This window comes from Natronosporangium hydrolyticum (assembly GCF_016925615.1).
GTDB lineage: Bacteria > Actinomycetota > Actinomycetes > Mycobacteriales > Micromonosporaceae > Natronosporangium > Natronosporangium hydrolyticum.
In genome coordinates, this window is the sequence record NZ_CP070499.1 from 1,651,537 (window position 1) to 1,677,714 (window position 26,178).

At 71.0% G+C, this 26,178-nt stretch carries 28 protein-coding genes; 24 read left to right on the forward strand and 4 right to left on the reverse strand.

Annotated features, from left to right (window positions below; all coding sequences use genetic code 11):
- Positions 1–5: 5 nt before the first annotated feature.
- The 4 genes from JQS43_RS07390 to JQS43_RS07405 all read left to right on the forward strand — a co-directional run bounded on the left by JQS43_RS07390 (position 6) and on the right by JQS43_RS07405 (position 3,272).
- A complete protein-coding gene (locus JQS43_RS07390; protein ID WP_239678313.1) occupies positions 6–956 on the forward strand; it encodes a sugar kinase in 951 nt (316 codons plus the stop codon).
- Positions 953–1,558 (forward strand): bifunctional 4-hydroxy-2-oxoglutarate aldolase/2-dehydro-3-deoxy-phosphogluconate aldolase, encoded by a 606-nt coding sequence (locus JQS43_RS07395; protein ID WP_239678314.1) that lies wholly within the window; start codon positions 953–955, stop codon positions 1,556–1,558. Before JQS43_RS07390 ends, JQS43_RS07395 begins: the two co-directional genes overlap by 4 nt.
- A gap of 368 nt (positions 1,559–1,926) precedes the next feature.
- Positions 1,927–2,445, forward strand: a complete 519-nt coding sequence (locus tag JQS43_RS07400) for an RNA polymerase sigma factor (protein WP_239678315.1) — start codon at positions 1,927–1,929, stop codon at positions 2,443–2,445.
- Positions 2,442–3,272 (forward strand): hypothetical protein, encoded by an 831-nt coding sequence (locus tag JQS43_RS07405; protein ID WP_239678316.1) that lies wholly within the window; start codon positions 2,442–2,444, stop codon positions 3,270–3,272. Before JQS43_RS07400 ends, JQS43_RS07405 begins: the two co-directional genes overlap by 4 nt.
- Before the next feature lie 28 nt (positions 3,273–3,300).
- On the opposite strand, the gene JQS43_RS07410 is transcribed toward JQS43_RS07405, so the two are convergent.
- A complete protein-coding gene (locus tag JQS43_RS07410) occupies positions 3,301–3,717 on the reverse strand; it encodes a PIN domain-containing protein (RefSeq protein WP_239678317.1) in 417 nt (138 codons plus the stop codon).
- Positions 3,707–3,961: a hypothetical protein gene (locus tag JQS43_RS07415; RefSeq protein WP_239678318.1), complete on the reverse strand. Its 255-nt coding sequence runs from the start codon at positions 3,959–3,961 to the stop codon at positions 3,707–3,709. The genes JQS43_RS07410 and JQS43_RS07415 overlap by 11 nt, the downstream gene beginning before the upstream one ends.
- Positions 3,962–4,044: 83 nt before the next feature.
- Between JQS43_RS07415 and recO the strand changes: the two genes are divergently transcribed.
- Both recO and JQS43_RS07425 read left to right on the forward strand, forming a co-directional pair.
- A complete protein-coding gene (recO, locus tag JQS43_RS07420; protein WP_239678319.1) occupies positions 4,045–4,818 on the forward strand; it encodes a DNA repair protein RecO in 774 nt (257 codons plus the stop codon).
- Positions 4,815–5,585, forward strand: coding sequence for an isoprenyl transferase (locus tag JQS43_RS07425; RefSeq protein ID WP_239678320.1), 771 nt, complete (start codon positions 4,815–4,817; stop codon positions 5,583–5,585). The genes recO and JQS43_RS07425 overlap by 4 nt, the downstream gene beginning before the upstream one ends.
- A 376-nt stretch (positions 5,586–5,961) precedes the next feature.
- Here the strand turns inward: JQS43_RS07425 and JQS43_RS07430 are convergent, their stop codons facing one another.
- Both JQS43_RS07430 and JQS43_RS07435 read right to left on the reverse strand, forming a co-directional pair.
- Positions 5,962–6,165, reverse strand: a complete 204-nt coding sequence (locus JQS43_RS07430) for a hypothetical protein (protein WP_239678321.1) — start codon at positions 6,163–6,165, stop codon at positions 5,962–5,964.
- On the reverse strand, positions 6,162–7,049 hold the full coding sequence (locus JQS43_RS07435) for an AAA family ATPase (RefSeq protein ID WP_239678322.1): 888 nt from the start codon (positions 7,047–7,049) through the stop codon (positions 6,162–6,164). The genes JQS43_RS07430 and JQS43_RS07435 overlap by 4 nt, the downstream gene beginning before the upstream one ends.
- Before the next feature lie 352 nt (positions 7,050–7,401).
- Here JQS43_RS07435 and JQS43_RS07440 point away from each other — a divergent pair, with 352 nt between their 5' ends.
- From JQS43_RS07440 to JQS43_RS26250, 18 genes are all read left to right on the forward strand, one after another.
- Complete coding sequence (locus tag JQS43_RS07440) at positions 7,402–8,793, forward strand: NarK family nitrate/nitrite MFS transporter (protein ID WP_239679348.1); 1,392 nt, start codon at positions 7,402–7,404, stop codon at positions 8,791–8,793.
- Between the two features lie 57 nt (positions 8,794–8,850).
- Positions 8,851–10,917, forward strand: coding sequence for a molybdopterin oxidoreductase family protein (locus JQS43_RS07445; RefSeq protein ID WP_275581046.1), 2,067 nt, complete (start codon positions 8,851–8,853; stop codon positions 10,915–10,917).
- The gene (locus JQS43_RS07450; RefSeq protein WP_239678323.1) at positions 10,917–12,362 is read left to right on the forward strand and encodes an FAD-dependent oxidoreductase; all 1,446 of its coding nucleotides are present in this window, start codon (positions 10,917–10,919) and stop codon (positions 12,360–12,362) included. The genes JQS43_RS07445 and JQS43_RS07450 overlap by 1 nt, the downstream gene beginning before the upstream one ends.
- On the forward strand, positions 12,359–14,935 hold the full coding sequence (nirB, locus tag JQS43_RS07455) for a nitrite reductase large subunit NirB (protein WP_239678324.1): 2,577 nt from the start codon (positions 12,359–12,361) through the stop codon (positions 14,933–14,935). Before JQS43_RS07450 ends, nirB begins: the two co-directional genes overlap by 4 nt.
- Positions 14,932–15,327, forward strand: a complete 396-nt coding sequence (gene nirD, locus JQS43_RS07460; protein WP_275581047.1) for a nitrite reductase small subunit NirD — start codon at positions 14,932–14,934, stop codon at positions 15,325–15,327. Before nirB ends, nirD begins: the two co-directional genes overlap by 4 nt.
- Positions 15,324–16,499: a uroporphyrinogen-III synthase gene (locus tag JQS43_RS07465; RefSeq protein ID WP_239678325.1), complete on the forward strand. Its 1,176-nt coding sequence runs from the start codon at positions 15,324–15,326 to the stop codon at positions 16,497–16,499. Before nirD ends, JQS43_RS07465 begins: the two co-directional genes overlap by 4 nt.
- On the forward strand, positions 16,496–17,248 hold the full coding sequence (locus JQS43_RS07470; protein WP_239678326.1) for a sirohydrochlorin chelatase: 753 nt from the start codon (positions 16,496–16,498) through the stop codon (positions 17,246–17,248). The genes JQS43_RS07465 and JQS43_RS07470 overlap by 4 nt, the downstream gene beginning before the upstream one ends.
- Before the next feature lie 51 nt (positions 17,249–17,299).
- Entirely contained in the window at positions 17,300–17,677 is a 378-nt protein-coding gene (locus tag JQS43_RS07475) for a nuclear transport factor 2 family protein (RefSeq protein WP_239678327.1), read from the forward strand.
- Between the two features lie 112 nt (positions 17,678–17,789).
- Positions 17,790–18,416, forward strand: coding sequence for a D-sedoheptulose-7-phosphate isomerase (locus tag JQS43_RS07480; RefSeq protein ID WP_239678328.1), 627 nt, complete (start codon positions 17,790–17,792; stop codon positions 18,414–18,416).
- Positions 18,400–18,633, forward strand: coding sequence for a HypC/HybG/HupF family hydrogenase formation chaperone (locus JQS43_RS07485; RefSeq protein WP_239678329.1), 234 nt, complete (start codon positions 18,400–18,402; stop codon positions 18,631–18,633). Before JQS43_RS07480 ends, JQS43_RS07485 begins: the two co-directional genes overlap by 17 nt.
- Complete coding sequence (locus JQS43_RS07490; RefSeq protein WP_239678330.1) at positions 18,630–19,310, forward strand: D-sedoheptulose-7-phosphate isomerase; 681 nt, start codon at positions 18,630–18,632, stop codon at positions 19,308–19,310. Before JQS43_RS07485 ends, JQS43_RS07490 begins: the two co-directional genes overlap by 4 nt.
- A gap of 33 nt (positions 19,311–19,343) precedes the next feature.
- Complete coding sequence (locus JQS43_RS07495) at positions 19,344–20,414, forward strand: NADH-quinone oxidoreductase subunit B family protein (RefSeq protein WP_239678331.1); 1,071 nt, start codon at positions 19,344–19,346, stop codon at positions 20,412–20,414.
- A gap of 28 nt (positions 20,415–20,442) precedes the next feature.
- Positions 20,443–22,254, forward strand: a complete 1,812-nt coding sequence (locus tag JQS43_RS07500; protein WP_239678332.1) for a nickel-dependent hydrogenase large subunit — start codon at positions 20,443–20,445, stop codon at positions 22,252–22,254.
- A gap of 8 nt (positions 22,255–22,262) precedes the next feature.
- Positions 22,263–22,838, forward strand: a complete 576-nt coding sequence (locus JQS43_RS07505) for a NifU family protein (RefSeq protein ID WP_239678333.1) — start codon at positions 22,263–22,265, stop codon at positions 22,836–22,838.
- Complete coding sequence (locus tag JQS43_RS07510) at positions 22,835–23,539, forward strand: DUF5947 family protein (RefSeq protein ID WP_239678334.1); 705 nt, start codon at positions 22,835–22,837, stop codon at positions 23,537–23,539. Before JQS43_RS07505 ends, JQS43_RS07510 begins: the two co-directional genes overlap by 4 nt.
- Entirely contained in the window at positions 23,526–24,167 is a 642-nt protein-coding gene (locus JQS43_RS07515) for a DUF6084 family protein (RefSeq protein ID WP_239678335.1), read from the forward strand. The genes JQS43_RS07510 and JQS43_RS07515 overlap by 14 nt, the downstream gene beginning before the upstream one ends.
- Entirely contained in the window at positions 24,164–26,071 is a 1,908-nt protein-coding gene (locus JQS43_RS07520; protein WP_239678336.1) for a hydrogenase maturation protease, read from the forward strand. Before JQS43_RS07515 ends, JQS43_RS07520 begins: the two co-directional genes overlap by 4 nt.
- Complete coding sequence (locus tag JQS43_RS26250; protein ID WP_420847659.1) at positions 26,068–26,172, forward strand: DUF6893 family small protein; 105 nt, start codon at positions 26,068–26,070, stop codon at positions 26,170–26,172. The genes JQS43_RS07520 and JQS43_RS26250 overlap by 4 nt, the downstream gene beginning before the upstream one ends.
- The last annotated feature ends 6 nt before the right edge of the window (positions 26,173–26,178 follow it).

The window sequence follows — 26,178 nt, forward strand, 5'->3', positions numbered from 1 at the left end:
GCCCGATGTCGGAGGCGGACGGGGCGGCGATGAGCTGGGACGTGCTCTGTGTGGGTGAGTCGATGGGTCTGGTCACCCCGGACCCGCCCGCGCCGTTGCGGCACGGTCCGCCGTTGCGGCTGGAGGTCGCGGGCGCGGAGTCGAACGTCGCCAGCTGGCTGGCGCAACTGGGGGCCAAGGTCGGTTGGCGCAGCCGGCTCGGCGCCGACCCGTTCGGTGAACTGATCCGGGCGCGGCTGGCCGCGGCCGGCGTCGACACCAGCGAGGTGGTCGTTGACCAGCAGGCGCCGACCGGGATCTACTTCAAGGATCCCGCCGCCGACGGCGCCACCACGGTGTATTACTACCGGCGCGGCTCGGCCGCGGCGGCGATGGACCGCCGGCTCCTCGCCGACGCCCCGGCGGCGCGGGTCGTGCACCTCTCGGGGATCACCGCGGCGCTCTCCGGCAGCTGCGCCGATCTGCTGCACCACGCCCTAGCGGAGCGGCCGGCGCCGGGGGCGCTGATGAGCTTCGACATCAACTATCGGCCGGCGTTGTGGCCGGTGGCGCAGGCCGGGCCGGCCCTGGCCAAGCTCGCCGCCGCCGCCGATCTCGTCTTCGTCGGCCGGGATGAGGCGCAGGTGCTCTGGGGCACCGCCACCGTCGATGAGGTCCGGGCGCGGCTGCCCGAGCCGACGACACTGGTCGTCAAGGATGGTCCGGTCGGCGCGACCGCCTACCACGGTGATGACCGGTTCACGGTGCCGGCACCGCCGGTGACGGTGGTCGAGCCGGTGGGCGCCGGGGACGCGTTCGCGGCGGGCTACCTATGGGGTGTGCTCAACGACGCGGCGCCCGCCGCGCGGTTGCGGCTGGGACACCTGCTGGCCGGCTGCGCGCTACGCACCGCTGGCGACATCGGGGAGCTACCGACCGCGGCGGAGCTTGCCGCGGCGATGCAGGAGGGGCGATGACCAACCTTACGGAGCTGTTCGGTGACCACCGGGTGATGACCATCCTGCGGGGGTTGCCACCGGCGGAGACGGTGGCGCTGGCGCAGCTGGCCTGGGACGCTGGCGTGGAGCTGCTGGAGGTGCCGATCGGCACGGCCGACCAGGTCCCGGCGCTGGCAGCGGCGGTCGCGGCCGGGGCCGAGCGCGGCAAACTGGTCGGTGCCGGCACCGTGATCACTCAGGAGCAGGTGGCCTTGGCCGCCGGTGCGGGTGCCCGTTACACCGTCGCCCCCGGGCTGGACCTCTCGGTGCTCGCCGCGAGCCTCGCCGCCGGCCTGCCGCACCTGCCGGGTGTCGCCACCCCCAGCGAGGTGCAGCGGGCGCAGGCCGCGGGTTGCCGGTGGCTCAAGGCCTTCCCCGCCGCCGCCCTCGGCCCCGGCTGGTTCCGGGCGATCCGCGGCCCGTTCCCGGCGATTCGGTTCGTCGCCACCGGCGGGGTCAGCGTGGACTCCGCCCCGGAGTTCCTCGCCGCCGGTGCCCAGGTGGTCGCCGTGGGGTCGGCGCTGGCCGACCCGTCGACCCGGGAACGCCTCGGCGAACTCGTGAAAAATTCTGCGAACTGACCGGGCGAGCCCGTACCCCCGGGCGGGCCGGTGACGATTACTCCCACGTCACCTCGGTGACAGGAGGGGTCACTGGCTGCCGGCGTCGGTTACGCTGCCGTGCTGCCGCTTGGCCGGACCGCCGCTCACCCGCGTGTGTGGGTTCGTGAGTGGGCGGCGGGCGCTGGCGCGGGTAGTCGGGACAACCGGGTAGTCCGCGGCCCGGCGCTCGGGGGCCGGGCCGCGGGCAACCCGTCCGCCCGTGGCCCGGCCACTGACTTCCTGGTCGAGGCCGCGCACCGTACGCTCAGACAGCCGGCGCTCCAGCCGCCGGCGCCGGCCTGTCGAGGAGGTACCCGCTGCCGCTAGGGGACGCGTTTCCGGAGGTGTTGGCCGCGGCGCAGGGTGGGGCGCCGCGTGCTTTTGAGCGCCTCTACGCGGATCTCGCGCCGGTGGTGGCGGGCTATCTGCGGGTGCAGCGGGCCGTCGAGCCCGAGGATCTGACCAGTGAGGTCTTCTTCGGGGTGTTCCGCGGATTGGCGAGCTTCCAGGGCCACGAGGCACAGTTCCGGTCGTGGGTGTTCACCATCGCCCACCGGCGACTGCTGGACGAGCGGCGACGGCTGGCCCGGACGCCGCCACAGGCGGGCTCGGTCGAGGCCGACCCACCTGCGGGCGATGTTGAACGGGAGGCGCTGGAGTCGTTGGGCGAACAATGGGTGGTGGGCCTGTGTAGCCGGCTCTCGGCCGACCAGCGAACGGTGCTCCTGCTACGGGTGATCGGCGACCTGACCATCGAGGAGGTAGCCCGGATCACCGGCAAGAGCCCGGGCGCAGTAAAGGCGCTGCAGCGCCGGGCCCTCGATGCGCTGCGCCGGAAGCTCGCGAAGGAGGGCGTACCGCTGTGAGCGCGACCGACGATTACTCCGGCGAGATGCCCATACCATCCCGAATCGACGATCCGACCGCGGAGGCGCTCTTCGCGGGCCGGCCGGTGCACCCTGAGCTGGACCCGCTGGCCACGGTGGTCCGGGCGCTGCGGGACGTCTCCCAACAGCCGGTCCCGCCCAGCGACGAGTTGGCGGCGAGCATGGCGGCCGGCGCCTTCCCGGATGCGGCCGCGGGCGCCGAGGTCCCGGGCCGGATGCGGCGGGCAGCGTCCCGGCTGCGACGGGCGATGCTGGGGCGGGCCACCGGGCTGCGGCTCGCCGCGCGGCTCGCCGCCGGGGGTCTCGCCGTGGGCATCGTGGGGGTGGGCAGCGCCGGCTTCGCCGGCACGCTGCCGGCGCCGGCGCAGGCCCGGTTCGAGTCGGTGGTGGAATCGGTCTCGCCGTACCGGTTTGCCGAGCGGGTCGACGAGGACTCGCCGGCGGGCACACCGGCGGGGACCCCGGACGGCACCGGCGAGCCGGCGCCCGCCGACGAGCCTGGGCTGGTGCCGGGGAGCCCGCCGACCGGAGCACCGGTGGCGCCGACCGATCCACAGCAGACCCCGGGGCTGGCGCCGCCCGGGGATATTGGACCAGGCCGGGCCGGCGACCCGCCCGGCCACTCCGACGACGACCCGGGGCCGCCCGCCGCCCCGCCAGGGCTGCCCGCCGATCCGCCGCCGGCCCCGCCCGGCCCACCCGGCGAGGCTGGCGAACCGCCGGGACGGTCCGGCGACGCCCCGGGCCGGTCGGGCGACAATCCCGGCGCCCAGCCCACCGATCACCCTGGGCCGGGCCGGCCCTAGCCGCTACTGTCCCTAGCCGCTGCCGTCCCTAGCCGTTAGCGAACGGGTTCTCGATGGTGACCCCGCCGTAACTCGCCCCGGTGGCTAGATCCTCGGAGAACAACCGGGTGCAGCCGGCTTGCCGGGCAGCCTCCACCACAAGCGCGTCCCAATGCGACAAATGCCAGCGCTGCCCGCTGCGGATGGCGCGGACGACCAGCTCGGCATCGGTGGGCACGCAGAGGTAGCGGGCCATGGTCTCCACCGCGGTTGCCGCCAACGGGGGCGGCATGGCCGGCTTGAGCCTGCGGGTCACCGCGCTGTAGAACTCATTGAGCACCTGCGTGGAGATCGTGATCCCCGCCGTCGACAGCAAGATCTCCTGGGCCCGCTTCTGCTTATCGGGGACGGATTGGTCGACCGCGTAGATGAAGACACTCGTGTCGAGGAACGTTCTACCGGCCATGCTCACCCAGCCGCTCCTCGTAGAGCTCTTCGCGGCTCCACCGCCACGGGGCGGGGCCGCTGTTGGCTGCGGCCTGGTTGAAGGTCTCCACCAGCGACTCGCCGATCTGGCGGTCGGCATCCTCGTCGAGGTAGTGCTCAAGCCACTGCCGGACCAGTTGATTGACGCTAGTGCCCTGCTGAAGGGCGCGGATCCGGGCCCGTCGGAGAAGCCCTTCGTCGACATTGAGAGTCAGACTCGCCATAACACCCTCCGTGTAGAACGGGTTCAGTGTAGCACGGTCGGCTGGTTGATTGACCGTTCCGCGGAGAGGTGGACAATGACCGGGTGACGGGGTATCGGCGGCAGCTCTACCGGGACGACGCGGTGGTGTTGCGCACCCAGAAGCTCGGCGAATCCGACCGGATCATCACGCTGCTGACCCGCCGGCACGGCCGGGTCCGGGCGGTGGCCCGCGGAGTCCGGCGCACCAGCTCCAAGTTCGGGGCGAGGCTGGAGCCGTTCGGCCACGTCGAGCTCCAGCTCGCCGCCCCGGCCGGCGAGCAGTCGACCCGCTCCCTGCACACCGTCTCGCAGGCGGTGGGGGTGTCGCTCTTCGGCGGCGCGTTCGCGCACGACTACCCCCGCTACACCGCCGCGAGCGCGATCGCCGAGACCGCCGAGCGGCTCACCCCGGAGGAGGGGGAGCCGTCGCTGGAGCTGTTCCGGCTGACCCTGGGGGCCCTGCGGGCGTTGGCGACCGAAGCACACCCGTCGCCGCTGGTCCTCGACGCGTACCTGTTGCGGGCGATGGGGATCGCCGGCTGGGCGCCGGCGCTGGCCGAGTGTGCGGTCTGCGGAACCCAGGGCCCGCACGGTGCCTTCTCGGTGCCGGCCGGCGGTTCGGTCTGCCCCGACTGCCGACCGCCGGGGGCCGCGCACCCGCCGCCCACGGTGTTGGCGCTGCTCATCGCATTGGCCAACGGCGACTGGGAGTACGCCGACGCGAGCGACCCGGGCCTGCGGAAGCAGGCCGCCGGGCTGGTCGCCGCGCACCTGCAGTGGCATCTGGAGCGGGGGTTACGATCACTGCCGCTGGTCGACCGAGGGGAGAGCCGGTGAAGACGCGGACGCCGCTCCGGGCGCCGACACCACATCCATCTGGTGCCCGGCCGCCGAAGCTGCCGGCCGACCTGGTCCCGCGCCACGTGGCGGTGGTGATGGACGGCAACGGCCGGTGGGCCAAGCAGCGGGGGCTGGCCCGGACCAAGGGCCACGAGCGGGGCGAGCAGGCGCTCTTCGACACCATCGAGGGCGCGATCGAGCTGGGCGTGCCGTACCTGTCCGCCTATGCGTTCTCGACCGAGAACTGGCGGCGGTCGCCGGAGGAGGTCCGGTGGCTGATGGCGTTCAACCGGGATGTCATCCGCCGTCGCCGGGACCAGCTGGTGGAGCTGGGGGTCCGGGTGCTGTGGGCGGGCCGGCCGGGTCGGCTCTGGAAGAGCGTCATCTCGGAGCTGCAGACCGCCGAGCAGATGTCGCGCCACAACTCGGTGTTGACGCTGCAGTTCTGCGTCAACTATGGCGGGCAGGCCGAGATCGCCGACGCGGCGGCCGCGATCGCCCGGGAGGTGGCGGCGGGGCGGCTGCGGCCGGAGAAGATCACCGAGAAGACGGTGGCGAAGTATCTCTACCAGCCGAAGGTGCCCGATGTGGACGTGTTCCTGCGCCCCTCCGGCGAGCAACGGACCTCCAACTTCATGATGTGGCAGTCGGCGTACGCCGAGCACATCTATCTGGACACGCTGTGGCCGGACTTCGACCGCCGCCACCTGTGGGAGGCCTGCGAGATGTACGCCAAACGGGATCGACGTTTCGGCTCGGCCTGAACCCGCGCCAGCCAAAACCCGCGCCGGCCGGAACCCGCGCCGATCATGGACCTAGGTCCCTGTTGAACCACGTCTCGGGTGCCCAACCCCATGATCACAAGGCGGGCGTGGGCGCGGCGAACCGGCCGACCGTGATCCAATGCCCTGGAGCTGTACGACACGCAGCGGGTCGTACAGCTCCAGGGCACTTGATCTTCCTGCCGCCCGGCCGGAGAGTGGCTAGGGTGGATACTTCGGCGTGGTAGGTTGCCCGCTTCGAGAGCGGGCTAACGCGGAGCGGAGGACTCAGCATGCCGGCGCGTTATCCGTCGGTTGCCGCGCTGCTGTTTGGCGGCAGTGCTTGTCCTTACCGGTTGTACCCAGCGGGTGCCTAACCTCATGGTCGACGCGGGGGCAGGTGGGCATCGACGACGTCGGCCGGTCCCCAGACCACATCGACCTGACCGCGCCGTAGATCGCAGCCAGCGCGGGAGACGACCAGCAGACCGCCGGTGGCGGGCTCGAAGCCCGGCACCTGAGCGGCATCGGCCCGCAGCCGCCGGAGGTCATGGTCGTCGAAGGCGGTGCGGAGCCACTTCACCGAACCAGCAAAGAAGACGTGGTCGGCGACGGGGCCCGGTCGGCGCCGACCAGGTCGACCTCGGGGGCGAATCGGCGGTTCCACCAGCCACCGACGATCGCGGCCGTTGGCGACGGCAGCGCACCATCGGCGAGGGCCAGCTCCAGCGCATCCCGGATCAAGGGTTCGACGGCCCGGCCGCGCCACGCGCTCCAACGCCGCTCAATCAACTGGTACGCCGGTCCAGGGCGGCCCCGCCGGGCGAGGTTCTGGGCGTCGCGCAGCATGGCGAGTTGGCGAAGTAGTGGTGAGAGCGACCCGGACGAGACTGGCTCGGAGCGGTTGCCCGCGGCAGCGGCGATGTTCGCCTGGGTGCGTTCGCCGCTACCGATCGCCGCCAGCACCCGGCGGGACAGGTCAGGCATCGGGAACTCGGCGAGCATCGACGACTCTGGCACGCTGAAGACAGGTGCCGACGGGTCTTCGCACTCTGCAGCGAGGAAGGGCAGTGCCGGTACGCCGGCCGGCCAGGACGCTAGGATGCCCGGCAGTCCGCCGCTGACCAGTTGCGCGTCGATGGCGTCTGGCGGATCGAGCGCGAGTGATTTGGCGGTGTCGGCGACGGTGAGCGGGCCGAGCACCAGATTGTCTGCCCGACCGAAGAATGGTCGGTCGTAGGCGGTGAGCCGGGCCATCATGTGCAGGTCGCTGCCGAGCATGAGCAGCAGCAGTGGTCGTTGCCGGAGCAGCCGGTCCCACGTGGTCTGCAGCACGCCGTCGAAGTGTTCGTCCTGCTCGGCGAGCCAAGGGAGTTCGTCGAGGACAATGATCGCAGGACCAGCCGGTAGCGCGGCGGCGAGCAGGCGCAGGGCGTCGGGCCAGCTGCCGTTGTCGAGGATGGGCACGAGGTCCGGGTCTGAGGGCAGGGAGGAGTCCCGTAGTTCCTGGCAGAACTCGCCGACGGCCTCGACCGGGGAAGCGCCCTTGGTTGCGGTGTAGTAGAGGTACGGGACTCTCGCCCGATCGCAGAATTCCTGGACCAGTCGGGATCCGCCTTAGGTAGCTGGCAGCTACCTAGATGCTATCTACCTAGATGCTATCTACCTAGCCGAGCGGGTCGGCGGTGCCGGAGTTCACGGCGGGGGTCGGCGGAGCGTGCGGGAGACGTTACCCGCGCTGAATGGCGGATCGCCGGGATCGGTAACACGGCGGCCCTAACGTCTGCGGCATCCGATCGAGGAGGACGCCGTGGATGTGATGGTCAGACCGCACCAGGAGGATCTGCTCGGCCGCCGGCCCGGCCGGTGGATCACCAACTGGGATCCCGAGGATGAAGGCTTCTGGGCCAGGACCGGTCGGCGGATCGCCAACCGGAACCTGATCTTCTCTATCTTCGCCGAGCACCTCGGCTTCTCGGTCTGGCTGCTCTGGAGCGTGATCGTGGTCAGCCTGCCGGCGGCGGGCTTCACCTTCTCGGTCAGCCAGCTGTTCTGGCTGGTGGCGCTGCCGAACCTGATCGGTGGGCTGATGCGCTTCCCGTACACCTTCGCGGTGCCGAAGTTCGGCGGCCGGAACTGGACCGTGGTGAGCGCGCTGTTGCTGGTGATCCCGCTCGGGTTGTTGATCTACTGCGTCACCGACCCGACCACGCCGTACTGGATGTTCCTGGTCGCGGCGGCCACCGCCGGGCTGGGCGGCGGCAACTTCGCCTCCAGCATGGCGAACATCTCCTTCTTCTATCCGGAGCGGCGCAAGGGCCTCGCGCTGGGGCTTAACGCCGCCGGCGGCAACATCGGCGTCAGCGTGGTGCAGTTCGTCGTGCCGATCGTGATCGTGATCGGGGTCGCCGGTGGTGCGGTCCGGCTGGAGTACGCCGCCTACGTGTGGCTCCCGCTGGTCCTGATCTCCGCGGTGTGCGCGTGGCGGTGGATGGACAATCTGTCGACCGCCCGCTCGAACTTCCGGGACCAGGTGGTGGTCGCCAAGCGCGAGCACACCTGGGTGATGTCGGTGCTCTACATCGGGACCTTCGGTTCGTTCATCGGCTACTCGGCGGCGTTCCCGCTGCTGATCAACACCCAGTTCCCGGAGCTGTCGGCGATCGGGCTGGCCTTCCTCGGCCCGCTGGTCGGCTCGGTGTCGCGGCCGCTGGGCGGCTGGCTCTCCGATCACCTCGGCGGGGCCCGGGTAACGCTGTGGACCTTCCTGACCATGTGTGTCGGCGTCATCGGGGTGTGGCAGGCGCTGCAGGTGCACAGCTTCCCACTGTTCCTAGGTGCGTTCCTGCTGCTCTTCGTCACCACCGGGGTGGGCAACGGGTCGACGTACCGGATGATCCCGTCGATCTTCCGGGCGCAGGCGCTGCTGCGCGTGGACTACACCGACCCGGAGGCGCGGGCAGGTGCGCTGGCCAAGGCCCGCCGGGAGGGGGCGGCGGTGCTCGGTTTCACGTCGGCGATCGGCGCGCTCGGCGGCTTCCTGATCCCGCAGGGCTTCGGGACATCGATCTCGGCCACCGGCGGCGTCGGGACCGCGCTCACCTGCTTCCTCGCGTTCTACCTGGTCTGTTCGGTGCTGACCTGGGGGTACTACCTCCGGCGAAGCGGGTTGTCCGCACAGCTGCCGGCGTTGTCGATGCGGGCCATTTAGCCGGCCCGAAACATTGGGGACCCCGCCATGCAAACCGTGCGCTACAAGGTAGAGACCATGCGTACCACCGCCACCCACTGCCCGTACTGCGCGTTGCAGTGCGGCATGGGGATCCGCGGCGGCGACGCCGCCGAGGTTGAGGTGGTCGGTCGCGACTTCCCCACCAATCAGGGTGGCCTATGTCAGAAGGGCTGGACATCGGCGCAGGTGCTCACCGCCCCCGACCGGCTCACCACCCCGCTGCTGCGGGAGCATCGAGGCGCGCCGCTGCGTCCGGTGAGTTGGCGGCGTGCGCTCGACCGGGTGGTCGGCGAGATCCAGCGGGTGCAGGCCGACCACGGCCCCGACGGGGTGGCGGTCTTCGGCGGCGGTGGCCTGACTAACGAGAAGGCGTACCAGCTGGGCAAGTTCGCCCGGGTGGCGCTGCGCACCTCGCAGATCGACTACAACGGCCGGTTCTGCATGTCGTCGGCGGCCGCGGCCGGCATCCGCGCCTTCGGGATCGACCGGGGGCTGCCGTTTCCGCTGCCGGACCTGCGGGAAGCGCAGACGGTGCTGCTGGTGGGGAGCAACCTCGCCGAGACTATGCCGCCGGTGATGCGGCACCTCAACGAGCGGCAGGGCGATCTGATCGTGGTCGACCCGCGGGCAACTCCGACCGCGCGGGCGGCCACGTTGCACCTGCCGGTCACCCCGGGCACCGATCTGGCGCTCGCCAACGGGTTGCTGCACCTGGCGATCGTCGAGGGCTACCTTGACCAGGCGTACGTGGCCGCGCGAACCAGCGGGTTCGACGAGGTACGCGCGGTGGTGGCGAGCTACTGGCCGGAGCGGGTGGAGCGGCTCACCGGGGTGCCCGTGGCCGACCTACGCCGGGCGGTTCGGCTGTTGGCCGAGGCGGAGAGCGCGATGGTGCTCACCGCCCGCGGCGCCGAGCAGCACAGCAAGGGTGTGGACACGGTCTCGGCGTGGATCAACCTGGCGTTGGCGTTGGGCCTGCCCGGCCGGCCCGGCTCCGGGTACGGCTGCCTGACCGGGCAGGGCAACGGTCAGGGTGGCCGGGAGCATGGCCAGAAGGCCGACCAGCTGCCCGGCTACCGGAAGATCGACGACCCGGCGGCCCGGGCGCATGTGGCGTCGGTCTGGGGGGTCGATCCGGCGGAGCTGCCCGGCCCCGGCCGGTCAGCGTACGAGCTGCTGGACGCGCTCGGCACCCCCGGCGGACCGCGGGCGATGCTGGTCTTCGGCAGCAACCTGGCGGTGTCCGCGCCGCGGGCCGGCCACATCACCGAGCGGCTCGAAGCGCTCGACTTTCTGATGGTGGCTGACTTCGTCCCGTCGGAGACCGCCCAGCTCGCCGACGTGGTCCTGCCGATCACCCAGTGGGCCGAGGAAGACGGCACCATGACCAACCTGGAGGGCAGGGTGCTGCGGCGCCGCCGGGCGGTCACCCCGCCGCCCGGGGTGCGCAGCGAGTTGGCGGTCCTGGCAGGGCTCGCCGACCGGCTGGGCTGCCGGGCCCCGTTCCAGGTGTACCCGGAGGCGGTCTTCGACGAGCTGCGCCGGGCCAGCGCCGGTGGGCCGGCCGACTACGCCGGGATCAGCTGGGCCCGGATCGAGGCTGAGGAGGGCGTCTTCTGGCCGTGCCCCAGCGCCGACCATCCTGGCACGCCCCGGCTGTTCACCGAACGGTTCGCCACCGCCGACGGCCGGGCCCGGCTGGTGCCGGTGGAGCACCGGCCGGTGGCGGAGGAGCGGGACGGCGAGTTCCCGCTCTACCTGACCACCGGCCGGGTGATGCCGCACTACCAGAGCGGTGCGCAGACCCGACGGGTGCCGGATCTGGCCGCCGCCAGCCCGGCGGTCTTCGTGCAGCTCAGCACCGAGTTGGCCGAGCAGCTCGGGATCGTCGAGGGCGCCCCGGTGCGGGTGGTGAGCCGGCGCGGGGCCGCGCAGGGCGCCGCCCGGCTCTGCGACGAGATCCGCCCGGACACGGTGTTCATGCCGTTCCACTGGCCCGGTGCCGGGCGCGCCAACCTGGTCACCAACCCGGCGCTGGATCCGACGTCGCGGATGCCGGAGTTCAAGGTCTGTGCGGTCCGGGTGGAGAAGGTGGTGAACTGATGACGATCGTGGTGGTCGGGTATGGCATGGCCGGCTCCAGAGTGGTCGAACAGCTGCGGGCCCGCAACGAGCACGAACCGGTCATCGCCTTCGGCGCCGAGCCGTACGCCGCGTACAACCGGGTGCTGCTGTCCCGGGTGCTGGCCGGCGAGGCCAGCGCCGAGGATATCCGGCTCGCGGCGACCACGTCAGGGGCCACGACGGTGCGCACCGGCGTCACCGTTACCGAGATCGACCGGGACGCCCGCGAGGTGGTCGCCGACGACGGTAGCCGCACCGGGTACGACACGCTGGTGCTCGCTACCGGGTCGCAGCCGGTGGTGCCGCCGCTGGCCGGGCTGGTCACCGACGGGTCCGGCGAGCTGCTGCCGGGCGCGGCGGTGTTTCGTACCGTAGCGGACTGCCAGAACATCATCGAGGCCGCGCAGGACGCGAAACGGGCGGTGGTGCTCGGAGGCGGGCTACTCGGGCTGGAAGCGGCCCGCGGGTTGGCCGGTCGTGGCCTGTCGGTGGAGGTGCTGCACGCCGCCGATCACCTGATGGACCGGCAGCTCGACGCGGCGGCCGGCCGGGTGTTGGCCCGCACCCTGGCAGGGCTCGGGGTCCGGGTCCGGCTCGGTGCCCGGGCGCAGGCGGTCCGCGGCGCGGACCGGGTCCGCGGCGTCGCGCTCGCCGACGGCACGGTCCTCGACGCCGATCTGCTGGTGCTCGCCTGTGGGGTGCGTCCCGAGGTTTCGCTGGCCCGGCGGGCCGGGCTGACCGTGGAGACCGGAGTGGTGGTCGACGACGCGCTGCGGTCGGTCGACGACCCGGCGGTCTATGCGGTCGGGGAGTGCGCGCAGCACGACGGGCAGGTCTACGGCCTGGTCGCCCCGGCCTGGGAGCAGGCCACGGTCGTGGCCGACCAGCTCAGCGGCGCCGACCCGCAGGCCCGTTACCGCGGTTCCCGGATCGTCACCCGGCTGAAGGCGGCCGGGGTCGAGTTGGCGGCGATGGGCCAGACCCAGCCGGGGGAGGAGGATCCGGACGGCGCCGAGGTGCTGCACTTCTGCGATCCGGCCCGCGGCACCTACAAGAAGCTGGTGTTGCGGGACGACCGGGTGGTGGGCGCGATCCTGCTCGGGGAGATCTCCACCGTCGCCACCGTCACCCAGCTCTACGACCGGGGCACGCCGGCGCCGGCGGACCGGCTCCGATTGCTCTTCCACAGCCATCGCAACGGCGGCGGCCCTCCGGAGTCGCCCACCGGCGACGTCACCGTCTGCCACTGCAACGGCGTCGCCGCGGAGACGATCGAGGCGTGCTGGCGGGCGGGCGCCCACACGGTGACCGAGATCGCGCAGCAGACCCGGGCTACCACCGGCTGCGGCGGCTGCCGAGGCCAGGTAGCGGGCATCGTCGCCCGGTTGAGCAGCAACACCACGAGCGGAGGTGTCTACCAATGAGCGAGGACCGCAGCTTGCGAGGACCGCAGCGAAGTGCGGATCATTCGGTGAGGAGCTTGGTGGTTGTCGGCAACGGCATGGTGGGGCAGCGGTTTCTGGAGGCGTTCCGGGCAACGCCCGACGCGACCGACTGGCGGGTGACCGTCCTGTGTGAGGAGCCGCAGGCCGCGTACGACCGGGTGGCCCTATCGTCGTACTTCGAAGGTCGTTCCGCCGAGGAGCTGTCACTGGTGCCGGCGGGGTTCTTCGACGAGCCGGGCTGCACGCTGCACCTGGCGGAGTCTGCGACCGAGATCGACCGGGCAGCCCGCACCGTTACTACTAGCAACGGTAGGGTGCTCGACTACGACGCGTTGGTGTTGGCCACCGGCTCTCGTCCGTTCGTGCCGCCGGTGCCCGGGCACGAACTGACCGGATGTTTCGTCTACCGGACGCTGGACGACCTGTCGGCGATCGAGGCGTACGCCAACGGGGCCACCTCGGGGGCGGTGGTCGGCGGTGGCCTGCTGGGCCTGGAGGCCGCGAACGCGCTGCGCCAGCTGGGTCTGACCACGCACGTGGTGGAGATGGCCCCGCGGCTGATGCCGTTGCAGGTCGACGAGGGCGGCGGGCAGGCGTTGTCCCGGCACATCGAAGCTCTTGGGGTGCGGCTGCATCTGGGTGCCGCCACCGAACAGATCGAACCGGACCCGGCGGGCCGGGTGGCCCGGGTGCGGTTGACGGAGCGGGAACCGATCGATGTGGACCTGGTGGTCTTCTCGGCCGGGGTGCGTCCCCGCGACGAGTTGGCGCGTGCCGCTGGGTTGGTGGTCGGCCAGCGGGGCGGGGTGGTCGTCGACACCGGTTGCCAGACCAGCGATCCGGCGATCTGGGCGGTGGGTGAGTGCGCCAACCTCGACGGCGCGGTGTATGGGTTGGTGGCGCCGGGGTATGCGATGGCCGAGGTGGCGGCGGACCGGATCGCCGGTGGTAGTGCTAGTTTCCCAGGCGCCGACACCGCCACCAAGCTGAAGCTGCTCGGGGTGGACGTTGCGAGCTTCGGCGACGCGTTCGGCACCGCCGACGGCGCCTTGGAGCTGGTCTTCGCCGACCAGGTCGCCGGGGTTTACAAGAAGCTGGTGGTCAGCGACGACGCCCGCCAACTGTTGGGTGGGGTGCTGGTCGGTGACGCGGCCGCGTACGCCTCGTTGCGGCCGCTGGTGGGGGAGGAGTTGCCCGGCCCGCCGGAGGAGTTGCTGCTGGGGGTACGCGGGGCGGCCCCCGGTGAGCTGCCGCCGCACGCCCAGGTCTGCACCTGCAACGCGGTGACGAAGGAACAGATCTGCACCGCGATCACCGAGCATGGTTTGACCGATGTCGCGGGTGTGAAGGAGTGCACCCGCGCCGGGACGGGCTGCGGCAGCTGTGTGCCGATGGTGAAGACGCTGCTCGCTGAGAGCGGGGTGGCGGTGAGCCGGGCGCTGTGTGAGCACTTCGACCAGACCCGGGCGGAGCTGTTCGACATCATCCGGGTGGCCGGGGTGCGTACCTTCTCGGAGTTGGTCGACCGGTTCGGCCGGGGCCGGGGTTGTGACATCTGCAAGCCGGCGGTCGCGTCGATCCTGGCGAGCCTCGGCTCCGGGCACATCCTCGACGGCGAGCAGGCGGCGTTGCAGGACACCAACGACCACTTCCTGGCCAACCTGCAGCGCGACGGGAGCTACTCGGTGGTGCCCCGGGTCCCTGGTGGTGAGATCACGCCGGAGAAGCTGATCGTGATCGGGGAGGTGGCCCGCGACTTCGGGCTCTACACGAAGATCACCGGTGGTCAGCGCATCGACCTGTTCGGCGCGCGGGTGGAGCAACTGCCGCAGATCTGGCAGCGGCTGGTGGCGGCCGGGATGGAGTCCGGCCACGCCTACGGTAAGGCGCTGCGGACCGTGAAGTCGTGTGTCGGGTCGACCTGGTGCCGTTACGGGGTGCAGGATTCGACCACCCTCGCGATCGACCTGGAGCTGCGCTATCGGGGCCTGCGGGCACCCCACAAGATCAAGATGGCGGTCTCAGGTTGTGCCCGGGAGTGCGCCGAAGCGCGCAGCAAGGATGTCGGGGTCATCGCCACCGAGCACGGGTGGAACCTTTACGTGGGTGGCAACGGTGGATTCAAACCACGCCATGCCGATCTGTTCCTGACCGATGTCGACACCGAGACGCTGGTGCGGACCATCGACCGGTTTCTGATGTTCTACATCCGCACCGCCGACCGGCTGCAGCGTACGGCGGCGTGGGTGGAGGGGTTGGACGGCGGGCTGGACTACCTGCGCGCGGTCATCATGGACGATTCGCTGGGGATCGCTGGGGAGCTGGACGAGGCGATGACCCGGCACGTCGGCGGGTACGCCGACGAGTGGCAGGCTACTTTGGAGGACCCGCAGCGGCTGCGCCGGTTCGTATCGTTCGTCAACGAGCCGGAGGTGTCCGACCCCAGCATCGTCTTTGTGCCGGAGCGGGGGCAACCCCGGCCGCCGGAGGGCGGCGCGCCGCCCCCGCCGACCCTGATCGCTGGCCCGACCTTGGAGGTGGTGAACCGATGACCGAGCTACAGACCGCGTCCGCCGCGGTCCTGACCCGTCCCCGGGCGGAGGTGTGGCGTGATGTCTGTGCCTTCTCGGATCTGATGCCGGAACGGGGAGTCTGTGTGCTGCTAGGCGGTGAACAGATTGCGGTCTTCCGGACGTGGTCCGGTGAGCTGCACGCGGTCAGCAACTACGACCCGGTCGGGCGGGCCTACGTCCTGTCGCGCGGCATCGTGGGTAGCCGCGGCGAGGTGCCGACCGTCGCCTCACCGCTCTACAAGCAGGCCTTCGATCTGCGTACCGGGCGCTGTCTGGACCAGCCGGAGGTGATGCTGCCGGTCTTCCCGGTCCGCCGGCGCGGCGACCGGGTCGAGATACGCGAGGTTCCCGCACCGGAGCGGGCTCCGTGAGCACTGGCCGCGACGGCGCGGCCGGTCGGGAGGAGCCGCTCGCCGGCTACACCGTCGGGGTGACTGCGGCTCGCCGCCGCGACGAGCTCGGGGCGTTGCTGCAGCGGCGCGGGGCTCGGGTGGTGGACGCGCCGGCGATCCAGATCGTCCCGCTCGCCGACGACCGGGAGCTGCGGGCGGCGACCGAGCAGTGCCTGGCGGCGCCGATCGACGTGGCGGTGGCGACCACCGGCATCGGCTTCCGGGGTTGGTTGGAGGCGGCCGAGGGGTGGGGGCAGGCGGCTGCCCTCGTCGCTCACCTCGGACGGGCTACCTTGCTGGCCCGCGGCCCCAAGGCCCGCGGCGCGATTCGCGCCGCGGGCCTGCTTGACGCCTGGTCGCCGGCGTCGGAGTCGTCTAGCGAGGTGCTCGAGTATCTGCTGGCGCAGGGGGTGTCCGGGCAGCGGATCGCGGTGCAGCTGCACGGCGAACCGTTGCCCGATTTCGTGGAGGCGCTTGAGGACGCGGGCGCCACTGTGGTCCCGGTGCCGGTCTATCGGTGGGTGCTGCCGGAGGATGTGGCGCCGCTGCGACGGTTGGTGGAGCTCACCGTCACCGGGCAGGTGGACGCGGTCACGTTCACCAGTGCTCCGGCAGTGGCGAGCCTGCTGCAGGTGGCAGACGAGATCGGGCATCGGGCGGCGTTGCTGTCGGCGCTGCGGCATGAGGTGGTGCCGGCGTGTGTAGGGCCGGTGACCGCCGGGCCGCTGGCCCGGTTGGAGGTCACCACCGTGCAGCCTGACCGGTACCGGCTCGGTGCGTTGGTCCGGGAGTTGGCGCAGGTGTTGCCGGCGCGGGCGCGGCGGCTGCCGGTCGGCGGCCATCTGCTGGAGGTACGCGGCCACGGGGTGTTGCTCGACGGTGAGTTGGTGGCGTTGCCGCCGAGTCTGATCGCGGTGTTGCGGGAGCTGGCCCGGCAGCCGGGTCGGGTGCGGTCCCGCACCGAGTTGCTCGCGGCGCTCCCCGGCGGCCAGGACAACGCCGGCCACGCGGTGGAGATGGCGGTTACCCGGTTGCGGGGAGCGTTGGGGGCGCGGCTGATCCAGACGGTGACGAAGCGGGGGTACCGGCTCGCCTTCGAGCCAGAACGGGAGAGCCAGGGCTGCCTAGCCCAACCAGAGGGCCGATCATGAGTTTGTTGCGCGACACGCCGGGCGGCTCTGCTAACCAGCTCATGATCGGCGGGCCGATCGGCAGGCCGGTCGGCGGGCCCGCGGCCGGGCCGGCGTTGGTCGGGGTGGCTCACGGCACCCGGGATCCGCGCGGCGCCGAGGCGACCCGGGCGTTGCTGGCCCGGGTCCACGCGCTCGCCCCCGAACTCTCGGTCCATGAATCCTATGTAGAGATTACCGAGCCGTCGTTGCGGACGGTGCTGGCGGCGGTCCCGGCACCCGCGGTGGTGGTGCCGCTACTGTTGGGCGCCGGCTACCACGTCCAGGTCGACCTCCCCGCGGCGATCACGGCGAGCGGCGGCGGGGCCCGGCTCGCACCGGCGTTGGGGCCGCATCCGTTGCTCGCGCTCGCGCTGCACGAGCGGCTGCTGGAGGCGGGCTGGAACGGAGAACCGGTGGTGCTCGCGGCGGCCGGCTCCAGCCATCGCCGCCCGCGCCGAGATGCACAGCGCACCGCCGCGCTGCTGGAGCGCCGGCTCGGGGTGAGCGTGCGGGCGGCGTACGCGTCGGCGGCCCGCCCGACTGTGGCGGAGGCGGTCGCCGCCTGGCAGGGGCGGGCGGCGGTGGCGTCGTACCTGTTGGCGCCTGGGTTCTTCCACGACCGGGTGGTGGCCGCCGGAGCCCGGGTGACCTCCGCCCCGTTGGGCGACCACGACGCCCTGGCGCAGTTGATCCTGTTGCGCTACACCACTACCTCGCCCGCTCGCTAGCCAGCCGGCCCCGGTATCTCAGCTGTCGGGGGCGGCTGTGAGGGTGTCGGCATGGAACCGCATCACGTGATCAGAGAATTGTGGGATCGGATCGAGGCGCGGGCGTGGTCCGGCGTTGCCGAGCTGTTCGCCGCCGACGCAGTGATCGACTGGCCGGCGAGCCGGGAGCGGATCGTTGGTCCGGCCAACTTCGTGGCGGTGAACCGCGAGTACCCGACCGGCTGGTCGATTCGGGTGCTGCGGATCGTCGCCGATGGCGATCAGGTCGTCTCCGAGGTTGAGGTGCCGCATGAGGAGTTGGGCCTGTTCCGGGTCGCCTCGTTCTGGACGGTACGGGAAGGGCTGATCGTCCGCGGCTGCGAATACTGGATCGGGGTCGGCGCCGATCCGGTGCCGGCGTGGCGGGAGAAGTACACCGAGCCGAGCTGACGGTCCGCGGTCGCCCCAGCGCGGCGCGCCGAAAACCCCGAACTGGTTGCGGCGACTCCTGGTCGCCTCTACGGTTATGTTTAGAATGTCCAAGTTTGGGGGGATTGCCGTGTTGACGCGTGAGCGAGACGACCAACAGGTCGAGACGCTGTTCGCGCGTCGGCACGGCCCGGTCGACGACCTCGCCGCCGACGCCGAGACCATCACCCGGGCCTGCGCCGCCATGGCGGACCGGTTTCGAGGCGGCGGCACCCTCTTCGTGTTCGGTAACGGCACCGCCGCCACGGACGCCCAACACGTCGCGGTCGAGTTCGTCCATCCGGTGATCGTCGGCAAGCCTGCCCTGCCCGCTATCAGCCTCACCGCGGACATCGCCACCCTGACCGAGGTCGCCAACCGGGATGGGTTCGCGGAGATCTTCACCCATCAGCTTCGTCGTCTCGCCGGTCCGGCCGACATCGCGCTGGGCATCTCGGTAGACGGTGAGTGCGAGAACGTCCGCCGCGGTCTGAACGCCGCTCGGAGGTTGGGCCTGGTGACCGTCGCGCTGGTCGGCGGCACCGGTGGCCCGATCGCGTTGGACCCGGCGATCGACCACGTGCTGCTGGCGCGCAGCACCGATCCGCGGGTGGTGAAGGAAGTCCAGGTCACGACCTACCATCTGGTGTGGGAGCTGGTGCAGTTGTTCCTTGCCCGGACGGTCGCGACCTCGGAGGTGGTCGATGAGCGAGCCGCCTGAGTGCCGGGACGAGGTCTGCCTCACCTGCTCGGACCGGGCTGTGCCGGCCCGGGTGGTGCGGCTGCTCGAGCACGGGATGGCGGTGGTGGCCGGCGCGGACGGCCTGGCCGAGGCGAGCGTGGCCCTGGTCACGGCGGTCCCCGGTGACACGGTACTGCTGCACGCCGGCGAGGCGATCGCCGTCCTGCCCGACGCTGAGGAGCCTGCGGGGCGATGAATACCACGGATCCAATGGCGGCGCTGTACCCGTTCTTGGCCGACAGCGGTGCCGATACCGCCCCCGCGTCGGGGGAGCGTATCGAGGAGTTGACCGCCGAGGTCACCGCCTCGACCGCGGCGAAGCTGCGCGAGATCACCGCGCTGCGCCGGGCGGTGGTCGCCGCCGACGCGGCCCGGATCGTCGAGTGCGCTAGCGCGATGGCCGCCGCGTTCGCGGCGGGAGGTCGGCTGTTTGCGATGGGCAACGGGGGCAGCGCCACCGACGCGGCAGAGCTGGCGAGCCTCTTCGTGGCGCCCGACGCGGCAGGTCGGCAGCTGCCGGCGTATGTGTTGACCGGCGATGTCGCCGCGGTGACGGCGTTGAGTAACGACGTGGGGTTCGAGCAGGTCTTCGCCCGGCAGTTGGCGGCTTTTGCCCGGTCCGGCGACATCGTGGTCGGGCTGTCGACCAGCGGCAACTCGGAGAACCTGCTCGCCGCCTTCCCGTTGGCCCGGGAGCGTGGGCTGCTGACCATCGGCCTCTCCGGCGCGTCCGGGGGGCGGATGGCCGAGTTGGACAGTCTTGATCATCTCTTCGTGGTCCCGTCGGCGTCGGTGCACCGGATCCAGGAGGCGCAGACCACCATCTACCACGTGCTGTGGGAACTCACCGTCGCCGCGCTGCGCGAGGACTGAGTAGGTCAGAGGCTCGGAGAGGGGAGCGACGGCATGACCAGTTCGACTACAGAGAGTGCATTGGCAAACTCTGGCAGTGGTGAGCCGCTCCACGTCCTCTGGATCAACGCTGGCCTCAGCTGCGACGGCGACTCGGTCGCCCTGACCGCCGCGACCCAGCCGAGCATTGAGGAGATCGTCCTCGGCGCGCTGCCGGGCCTGCCGAAGGTGCAGGTCCACTGGCCGTTGATCGACTTCGAGTGCGGGCCGGAGCAGGGAGCGGACACCTTCATCGAGTGGTTCTGGAAGGCGGACCGAGGCGAGTTGGAGCAGTTTGTCCTGGTGGTGGAGGGGTCGATCCCGAACGAGAAGATCAAGCCCGAGGGTTACTGGGCCGCGTTCGGCAACAACCCCGAGACCGGCCAGCCGATGCCGACCGCCGATTGGTTGAGCCGGCTCGCCCCCAAGGCGGTCGCGGTGATCGCCGCCGGCACCTGCGCAACGTACGGCGGGATCCACGCCATGGCCGGCAACCCGACCGGGGCGATGGGGGTGCCGGACTTTCTTGGTTGGGACTGGCGCTCGACCGCCGACATCCCAATCGTCTGCGTCCCCGGCTGCCCGGTGCACCCGGACAACCTCTCCGAAACCATCACCTACCTGCTCTACCAGGTCGCCGGCCAGGCACCGATGATCCCGTTGGACGACAAGCTCCGGCCGACCTGGCTGTTCGGTGGCACCGTCCATGAGGGGTGTGTTCGCGCCGGCTACTACGAGCAGGGTGAGTTCGCCCACGAGTACGGGTCGCAGAAGTGCCTGGTGAAGATCGGCTGCTGGGGGCCGGTCGTCAAGTGCAATGTCCCCAAGCGAGGGTGGATCAACGGGATCGGCGGCTGCCCCAACGTCGGCGGCATCTGTATCGCCTGCACGATGCCCGGCTTCCCCGACAAGTTCATGCCGTTCATGGACGAGCCGCCCGGCGCGACCGTGTCGTCCCTGGCGAGCCAGAGCTACGGCGCGTTGATCCGGCGGCTGCGCCGGATCACCCTCGACACCGTGGATAAGGAACCCAGGTGGCGCAAGCCAGGAGACGAGCTACTCACCGGCTACCGGGCACCCTGGTGAGCCGGCGCAGGGCAGGAGGCAGGAGACGATGACCATCACGGAACCCACCGCCGGCGCAGCCGAGCAGGCCGGGTCCGAACTCGTAGAGATGGCGTGGGACCCGATCACTCGGATCGTGGGCAGCCTCGGCATCTACGCCAAAGTGGACTTCAAGAACCGGCGGGTCGCGGAGTGCTACAGCACGTCGTCGGTCTTCCGTGGCTACAGCATCTTCATGAAGGGCAAAGACCCGCGCGACGCCCACTTCATCACGAGTCGCATCTGCGGCATCTGCGGTGACAACCACGCCACCTGCTCGGTCTACGCGCAGAACATGGCGTACGGCGTGGCGCCGCCGCCGCTCGGCGAATGGATGATCAACCTTGGCGAGGCCGCCGAGTACATGTTCGACCACACGATCTTCCAGGAGAATCTGGTCGGGGTCGACTACTGCGAGAAGATGGTGCGGGAGACCAACCCCGGGGTGCTGGAGCTAGCCAACCGCACCGAGGCCCCGCACGCCGCCGAGCACGGGTTCCGCACCATCGGCGACATCATGCGCTCGCTGAACCCGCTGGAGGGGGAGTTCTACCGGGAGGCGTTGCAGGTCTCGCGGGTGACCCGGGAGATGTTCTGCCTGATGGAGGGGCGGCACGTCCACCCCTCCACGCTCTACCCGGGCGGGATCGGGGCGGTGGCGACGATCCAAGTCTTCACCGACTACCTTACCCGGCTGATGCGCTACATCGAGTTCGTCAAGAAGTGCGTACCGATGCACGACGACCTGTTCGACTTCTTCTACGAGGCGCTGCCCGGCTACGAGCAGGTCGGGCAGCGGCGGGTGCTGCTGGGCTGCTGGGGGGCGCTGAACGATCCGGCGTACTGCGACTTCAAGTACGAGACCATGTCGGACTGGGGCCGGCGGATGTATGTGACCCCCGGCATCATCGTGGATGGTCAACTGATCACGAACGATCTGGTCGACATCAATCTGGGGATGCGGATCCTGCTCGGCCGTTCCTACTATGAGGACTGGGCCGGGCAGGAGACCTTCGTCGACCGGGATCCGCTCGGCAACCCGGTCGACCCGCGGCACCCGTGGAACCAACACACCATCCCGAAGCCGGCCAAGCGTGACTTCGAACGCGAATACTCCTGGGTGATGTCCCCGCGGTGGTGGGATGGCCAGCAGCACCTGCCGCTGGACACCGGCGGCGGTCCGCTGGCGCGGCTGTGGTCGACCGCGCTGAACGGCCTGGTCGACATCGGTTACCTGCGATCGACCGGCGACAGTGTGGTCATCAACCTGCCCAAGACACTGACCAAACCTGAGTCGACCGTGGAGTGGAAGATCCCGCGGCGCAACGGGGAGCTGCTCTCCAACGCGATCGAGCGGAACCGGGCCCGGACCTACTTTCAGGCGTACAGCGCCGCCGCCGCGCTCTACTTCGTCGAGCAGGCGCTCGCGGAGGTCCGGGCGGGGCACACCAAGACCTGGGAGCCGTTCACAGTCCCGAAGGAGGCGATAAGCGTCGGCTTCACCGAAGCGGTCCGTGGCGTGCTGTCGCACCACATGGTGATCCGGAACGGGAAGATCGCGAATTACCATCCCTATCCGCCGACGCCGTGGAACGCCAGCGTCCGCGACCCCTACGGCACGCCCGGACCCTACGAGGACGCGGTGCAGAACACCCCGATCTTCGAGGAGAATCCGCCGGAGACCTTTAAGGGTATCGACATCATGCGGGCGGTCCGCAGCTTCGACCCGTGCCTGCCATGCGGCGTACACATGTACCTCGGCGAGGGTAAGACGCTGCAGAAACTGCACAGCCCGCACGCGTACACCGCGGACGGGGGGTGAGCCGCCCGATGCCCGCGGTCGAGGTCACCGGAGAACGGGTCGAGCAGCTGCTCACGGAGCTGACCGAGGCCGCCGGGCCGGTCGCGGCCGGGCTCGCCGAGGAGCTGGTCCGGGCACTGGTCGAGCTGTACGGCACCGGCCTGGCCCGGGTGGTCGAGGTGGTCGCCGAGCAGCCGGGGCTGTTGACCCGGATCACCGGCGATCCGCTGCTCGCCGCCCTGCTGGTGCTGCACGACCTGCACCCGGCCAGTACCGAGCTGCGGGTTCGGCAGGCGGTCGAGCGGATCCGGCCGTTCCTGGGTCGGCACGCCGGCGATGTGGAGCTGGTGGAGGTTACCGATACGGCGGTGCGGTTGCGGCTGACCGGCAGCTGCGAGGGGTGCCCGTCGTCGCAGGAGACGGTCCGTAACGCGATCGAGTCGGCGGTGACCTCGGCCGCGCCGGAGATCGAGACGATCACCGTGGCGGGGGTGGCGGCGCAGCCACCGCTGCTGCAGATCGAGACCGCCCCGCGGCATCCGTACGCGGGTGCGGCGTGCCCCGCGGAGCCGGCGGCCGCGCAGGCGGAGGGGGTGCCGCGGTGACCACCGGGCTTCGCCGTTTCGCGGTGCCGCCGCCGTTTCCCACGATGGCCGGCGAGCCGGCGGAGCCGGCCGGCGAGCGGTGTGAGCTGTGCGCGGTGCCGGTGCCCGAGGGCGACCATGGGCACCTGGTGGACCGTACCGCCCGGCGCCTCGCCTGCGCCTGCCGCGCGTGCTACCTGCTCTTCACCGGGGCGGGCGGCGCCGGCCGCTACCAGGCGATCCCTGCCGAGTACTGGTACGCGCCGACGCTGCCGCTACGGCGCTCGGTCTGGGACCGGTTGGGTATCCCGGTCGGCCTGGCGTTCTTCTTTGAGAATTCAGGGTTGGGGCAGCTGGTGGCGCTCTACCCGAGCCCGGCCGGGGCCACCGAGTCGCTGCTGTCGCTGGACGCCTGGTCGGAGGTGGTTACGGCGGCCCCACAGCTGTCGCAGCTCACCCCGGACGTGACCGCGTTCCTGGTGAACCGGCTCGGCAGCGGCGACCGGGCCGGTCGGCGAGCCGGTCCCGAGCCGATCGGGGACACCCGGTTCGAAGGGTTCGTGGTGCCGATCGATGCCTGCTACCGGTTGGTCGGGTTGGTCCGTACCCATTGGCGCGGCTTCGACGGTGGCGAGGAGGCCTGGCGGGAGATCGACGCCTTTCTCGCCGATCTCCGGGCGCGCAGTACCCTGATCCGGACGGGGGACCATGCTGGACTGTGAGTTCGAGTGCCGGTCAGCGGCGGTCGACCGGTACGCGGCGGCGCCGGCGATCCGGCTCCGGATGGCGGTCTCGGAGACCACCGGTGTGACCGTCCACACCGCGGCGCTGCGCTGCCAGGTGCGGATCGAGCCACACCGGCGTGACTACACCGCAGGCGAGTCGGAGCTGCTGGCGTACCTGTTCGGCGATCCGTCCCGGTGGGGCGAGACGCTGCAGCCGATGCAGCTGGCAACGGTGGCCACGGTGCTGCCGGGGTTCACCGGTGGCGCCGAGTTCGAGGTGGTGTTGCCGTGCAGCTACGACCTGGAGGTGGCCGCCGGGAAGTACCTCCACACGTTGGCGACCGGTGAGATCCCGTTGCTGTTGCTGTTCAGCGGCACCGTCTTCACCAGGGGCGGCGGTGGGCTGCAGATCCAGCCGGTGCCGTGGCACTGCGAGACCACCTTCCGGCTGCCGGTACGGATCTGGCGCGAGGTGATGGACCACTTCTTTCCCGGCTCGGGCTGGCTTCGGCTGCGCCGCGAAACTCTCGACGCGCTGCTGCGTTACAAGGCGGTACAGGCGATTCCCACCTGGGACGAGGCGCTGAACCGGTTGGTGGCCGAGGCGGAAGGAGCATCGCGGTGACGACAGACGAAGCGGCGGTGGAGACGGTGACGGATCCGATGGCCGCCGCCAAGGCGATCGCGGACGCCGTCCTCTATGAGGGGTACCTGCTCTACCCCTATCGGGCGAGCGCGGCAAAGAACCAGCTGCGCTGGCAGTTCGGGGTGCTGGTGCCGCCGGCCTACGCGGCCGCCGGGACCGGCGAACAGGCCAGTTTGGGCACCGAGTGTCTGTTCGACCGCGCGGAGGGGGCGCTGCTGCATGCCAGGCTGCGGTTCTTGCAGCTGGTGACCCAGCCGGTGGCCGGCCCGGTCGCCGAGTCCGACCCAGTGCCCGCCCCGGTCGCCGAGGCGGCCGCGCGGTGGGACGAGGCGGTGCCCCGCGAGATCGACGTCGTGGTGCCGGTGAGCCGGTTGTTCGGCGAGGGTTGGCTGACCCCGTTTACGGTGCCGGCGGGTACGGGGGAGGAGCCGACATCCGGGATCGTGGGTGACCGCGAGGAGCTGCGGGGGGATTTGCTGCTGCGGGCCGAGCCGGTGCCCGGCCCGCACGGGCTGCTCCGGCTGCGGGCCAAGGTCTCGAACACGTCGACGTGGTCCGGCGGCGAGGGTAGTGAACCCGTGCCCCGGCCGGTGGCGCTGCGGCGTTCGCTGGTCGCGACCCACCTGCTCTTCGTGGTGACGGGCGGGCAGTTCCACTCGTTGCTGGACCCACCGCCGTGGGCGCGACCGGGCGCGGAGGCCTGCCAGCAGCAGGGTGCGTGGCCGGTGCTGGTGGGCGACCCGGCGGAGCGCAACGCGGTGTTGGCGTCGCCGATCATCTTGTACGACTACCCGGCGGTGGCACCGGAGAGCCCCGGCGATTTCTTCGACAGTACCGAGATCGACGAGCTGTTGAGTCTACGGACGTTGACCCTGACCGAGGCCGAGAAGCAGGAGGCGCGTCGGACCGACCCGCGCGCGGCCCAGCTCATCGACCGGGTGGCGGCGATGCCGCCGGAGATGCTCGCGAGGCTGCACGGCACCATCCGAGGGCTCACGCCGGTGCCCGGACCCGGTTCGGGTACGGACGGTGCGACCGCGGCTCCGGCGCAGCCGACCGGACCGACGGTGGCGGTGGCCGGCCAGCTGGTCGGCCGGGGCAGCCGGGTCCGGCTCGCGCCGGGTGGTCGGCGTACCGACGCCCAGGACATGTTTCTGGTGGATCGGGTGGCCACGGTCCGCGAGGTCCTACGCGATGTCGACGGTGACTGCTATCTGGCGGTGACGCTCGATGACGATCCCGGGGTCGACATGCACCTGGCGCACGGCCGGTTCCGTTACTTCGCGCCGGATGAGGTGGCGCCGCTGGTCGCCGACGAGCCGGATCCGGCGGCCGCGCCGGAGTCGCCGGAGTCGCCTGAACCGGTCCACACCGACCGGGTGCTGGTCGCTGGGGTGGGCAATATCTTTCTCGGCGACGACGGGTTCGGGGTGGAGCTGGCCCGCCGGCTGGCGGCCGAGGAGCTGCCCACCGGTGTGCAGGTCGCCGACTACGGCATCAGCGGTGTCCATCTCGCCTATGACCTGCTCCGTGGGTACGAGGCGACGATCTTGTTGGACGCGGCGGCCCGGGGCGAGCCGCCCGGCACGGTTTCGGTGCTGGAGGTGGGCGAGTACCGGGCGGTCGACCCGGGCGAGGCGGTAACCGCGCTCGACGGGCACGGCATGCAGCCGGACCGGGTACTGGGGCTGCTGCGCACGCTCGGCGGCGACCCGGGTCGGGTGCTGGTGGTGGCGTGCGAACCAGCCCAGAGCGGGTATGGGATCGGATTGAGTGAACCGGTCGCCGAGGCGGTGGCGCGGGCGCTGCCGATGGTGCGGGAGTTGGTGGCCGAGCAGCTGGCGCGGCCACCGCAGAGCCTAGAAGCGGAGGTGACTGAGTGATACGTCGAACGTTGGGGCTGGCAGCACTGGCCGGCATAACCGCGATCGTGGTCAAGTCCTGGCCGGACCTGGTGCGATACCTGAAGATCCGAAAGATGTAGCCGATG

Bases quoted from the DNA above. Each gene is read 5' to 3' on its own strand.
- JQS43_RS07390 (WP_239678313.1), top strand. From the start codon at position 6: ATGTCGGAGGCGGACGGGGCGGCGATGAGCTGGGACGTGCTCTGTGTG.
- JQS43_RS07395 (WP_239678314.1), top strand. From the start codon at position 953: ATGACCAACCTTACGGAGCTGTTCGGTGACCACCGGGTGATGACCATC.
- JQS43_RS07410 (WP_239678317.1), bottom strand. From the start codon at position 3,717: ATGGCCGGTAGAACGTTCCTCGACACGAGTGTCTTCATCTACGCGGTC.
- JQS43_RS07415 (WP_239678318.1), bottom strand. From the start codon at position 3,961: ATGGCGAGTCTGACTCTCAATGTCGACGAAGGGCTTCTCCGACGGGCC.
- JQS43_RS07440 (WP_239679348.1), top strand. From the start codon at position 7,402: ATGGTCAGACCGCACCAGGAGGATCTGCTCGGCCGCCGGCCCGGCCGG.
- JQS43_RS07445 (WP_275581046.1), top strand. From the start codon at position 8,851: ATGCGTACCACCGCCACCCACTGCCCGTACTGCGCGTTGCAGTGCGGC.
- JQS43_RS07450 (WP_239678323.1), top strand. From the start codon at position 10,917: ATGACGATCGTGGTGGTCGGGTATGGCATGGCCGGCTCCAGAGTGGTC.
- nirB (WP_239678324.1), top strand. From the start codon at position 12,359: ATGAGCGAGGACCGCAGCTTGCGAGGACCGCAGCGAAGTGCGGATCAT.
- nirD (WP_275581047.1), top strand. From the start codon at position 14,932: ATGACCGAGCTACAGACCGCGTCCGCCGCGGTCCTGACCCGTCCCCGG.
- JQS43_RS07470 (WP_239678326.1), top strand. From the start codon at position 16,496: ATGAGTTTGTTGCGCGACACGCCGGGCGGCTCTGCTAACCAGCTCATG.
- JQS43_RS07475 (WP_239678327.1), top strand. From the start codon at position 17,300: ATGGAACCGCATCACGTGATCAGAGAATTGTGGGATCGGATCGAGGCG.
- JQS43_RS07485 (WP_239678329.1), top strand. From the start codon at position 18,400: ATGAGCGAGCCGCCTGAGTGCCGGGACGAGGTCTGCCTCACCTGCTCG.
- JQS43_RS07490 (WP_239678330.1), top strand. From the start codon at position 18,630: ATGAATACCACGGATCCAATGGCGGCGCTGTACCCGTTCTTGGCCGAC.
- JQS43_RS07495 (WP_239678331.1), top strand. From the start codon at position 19,344: ATGACCAGTTCGACTACAGAGAGTGCATTGGCAAACTCTGGCAGTGGT.
- JQS43_RS07500 (WP_239678332.1), top strand. From the start codon at position 20,443: ATGACCATCACGGAACCCACCGCCGGCGCAGCCGAGCAGGCCGGGTCC.
- JQS43_RS07505 (WP_239678333.1), top strand. From the start codon at position 22,263: ATGCCCGCGGTCGAGGTCACCGGAGAACGGGTCGAGCAGCTGCTCACG.
- JQS43_RS07515 (WP_239678335.1), top strand. From the start codon at position 23,526: ATGCTGGACTGTGAGTTCGAGTGCCGGTCAGCGGCGGTCGACCGGTAC.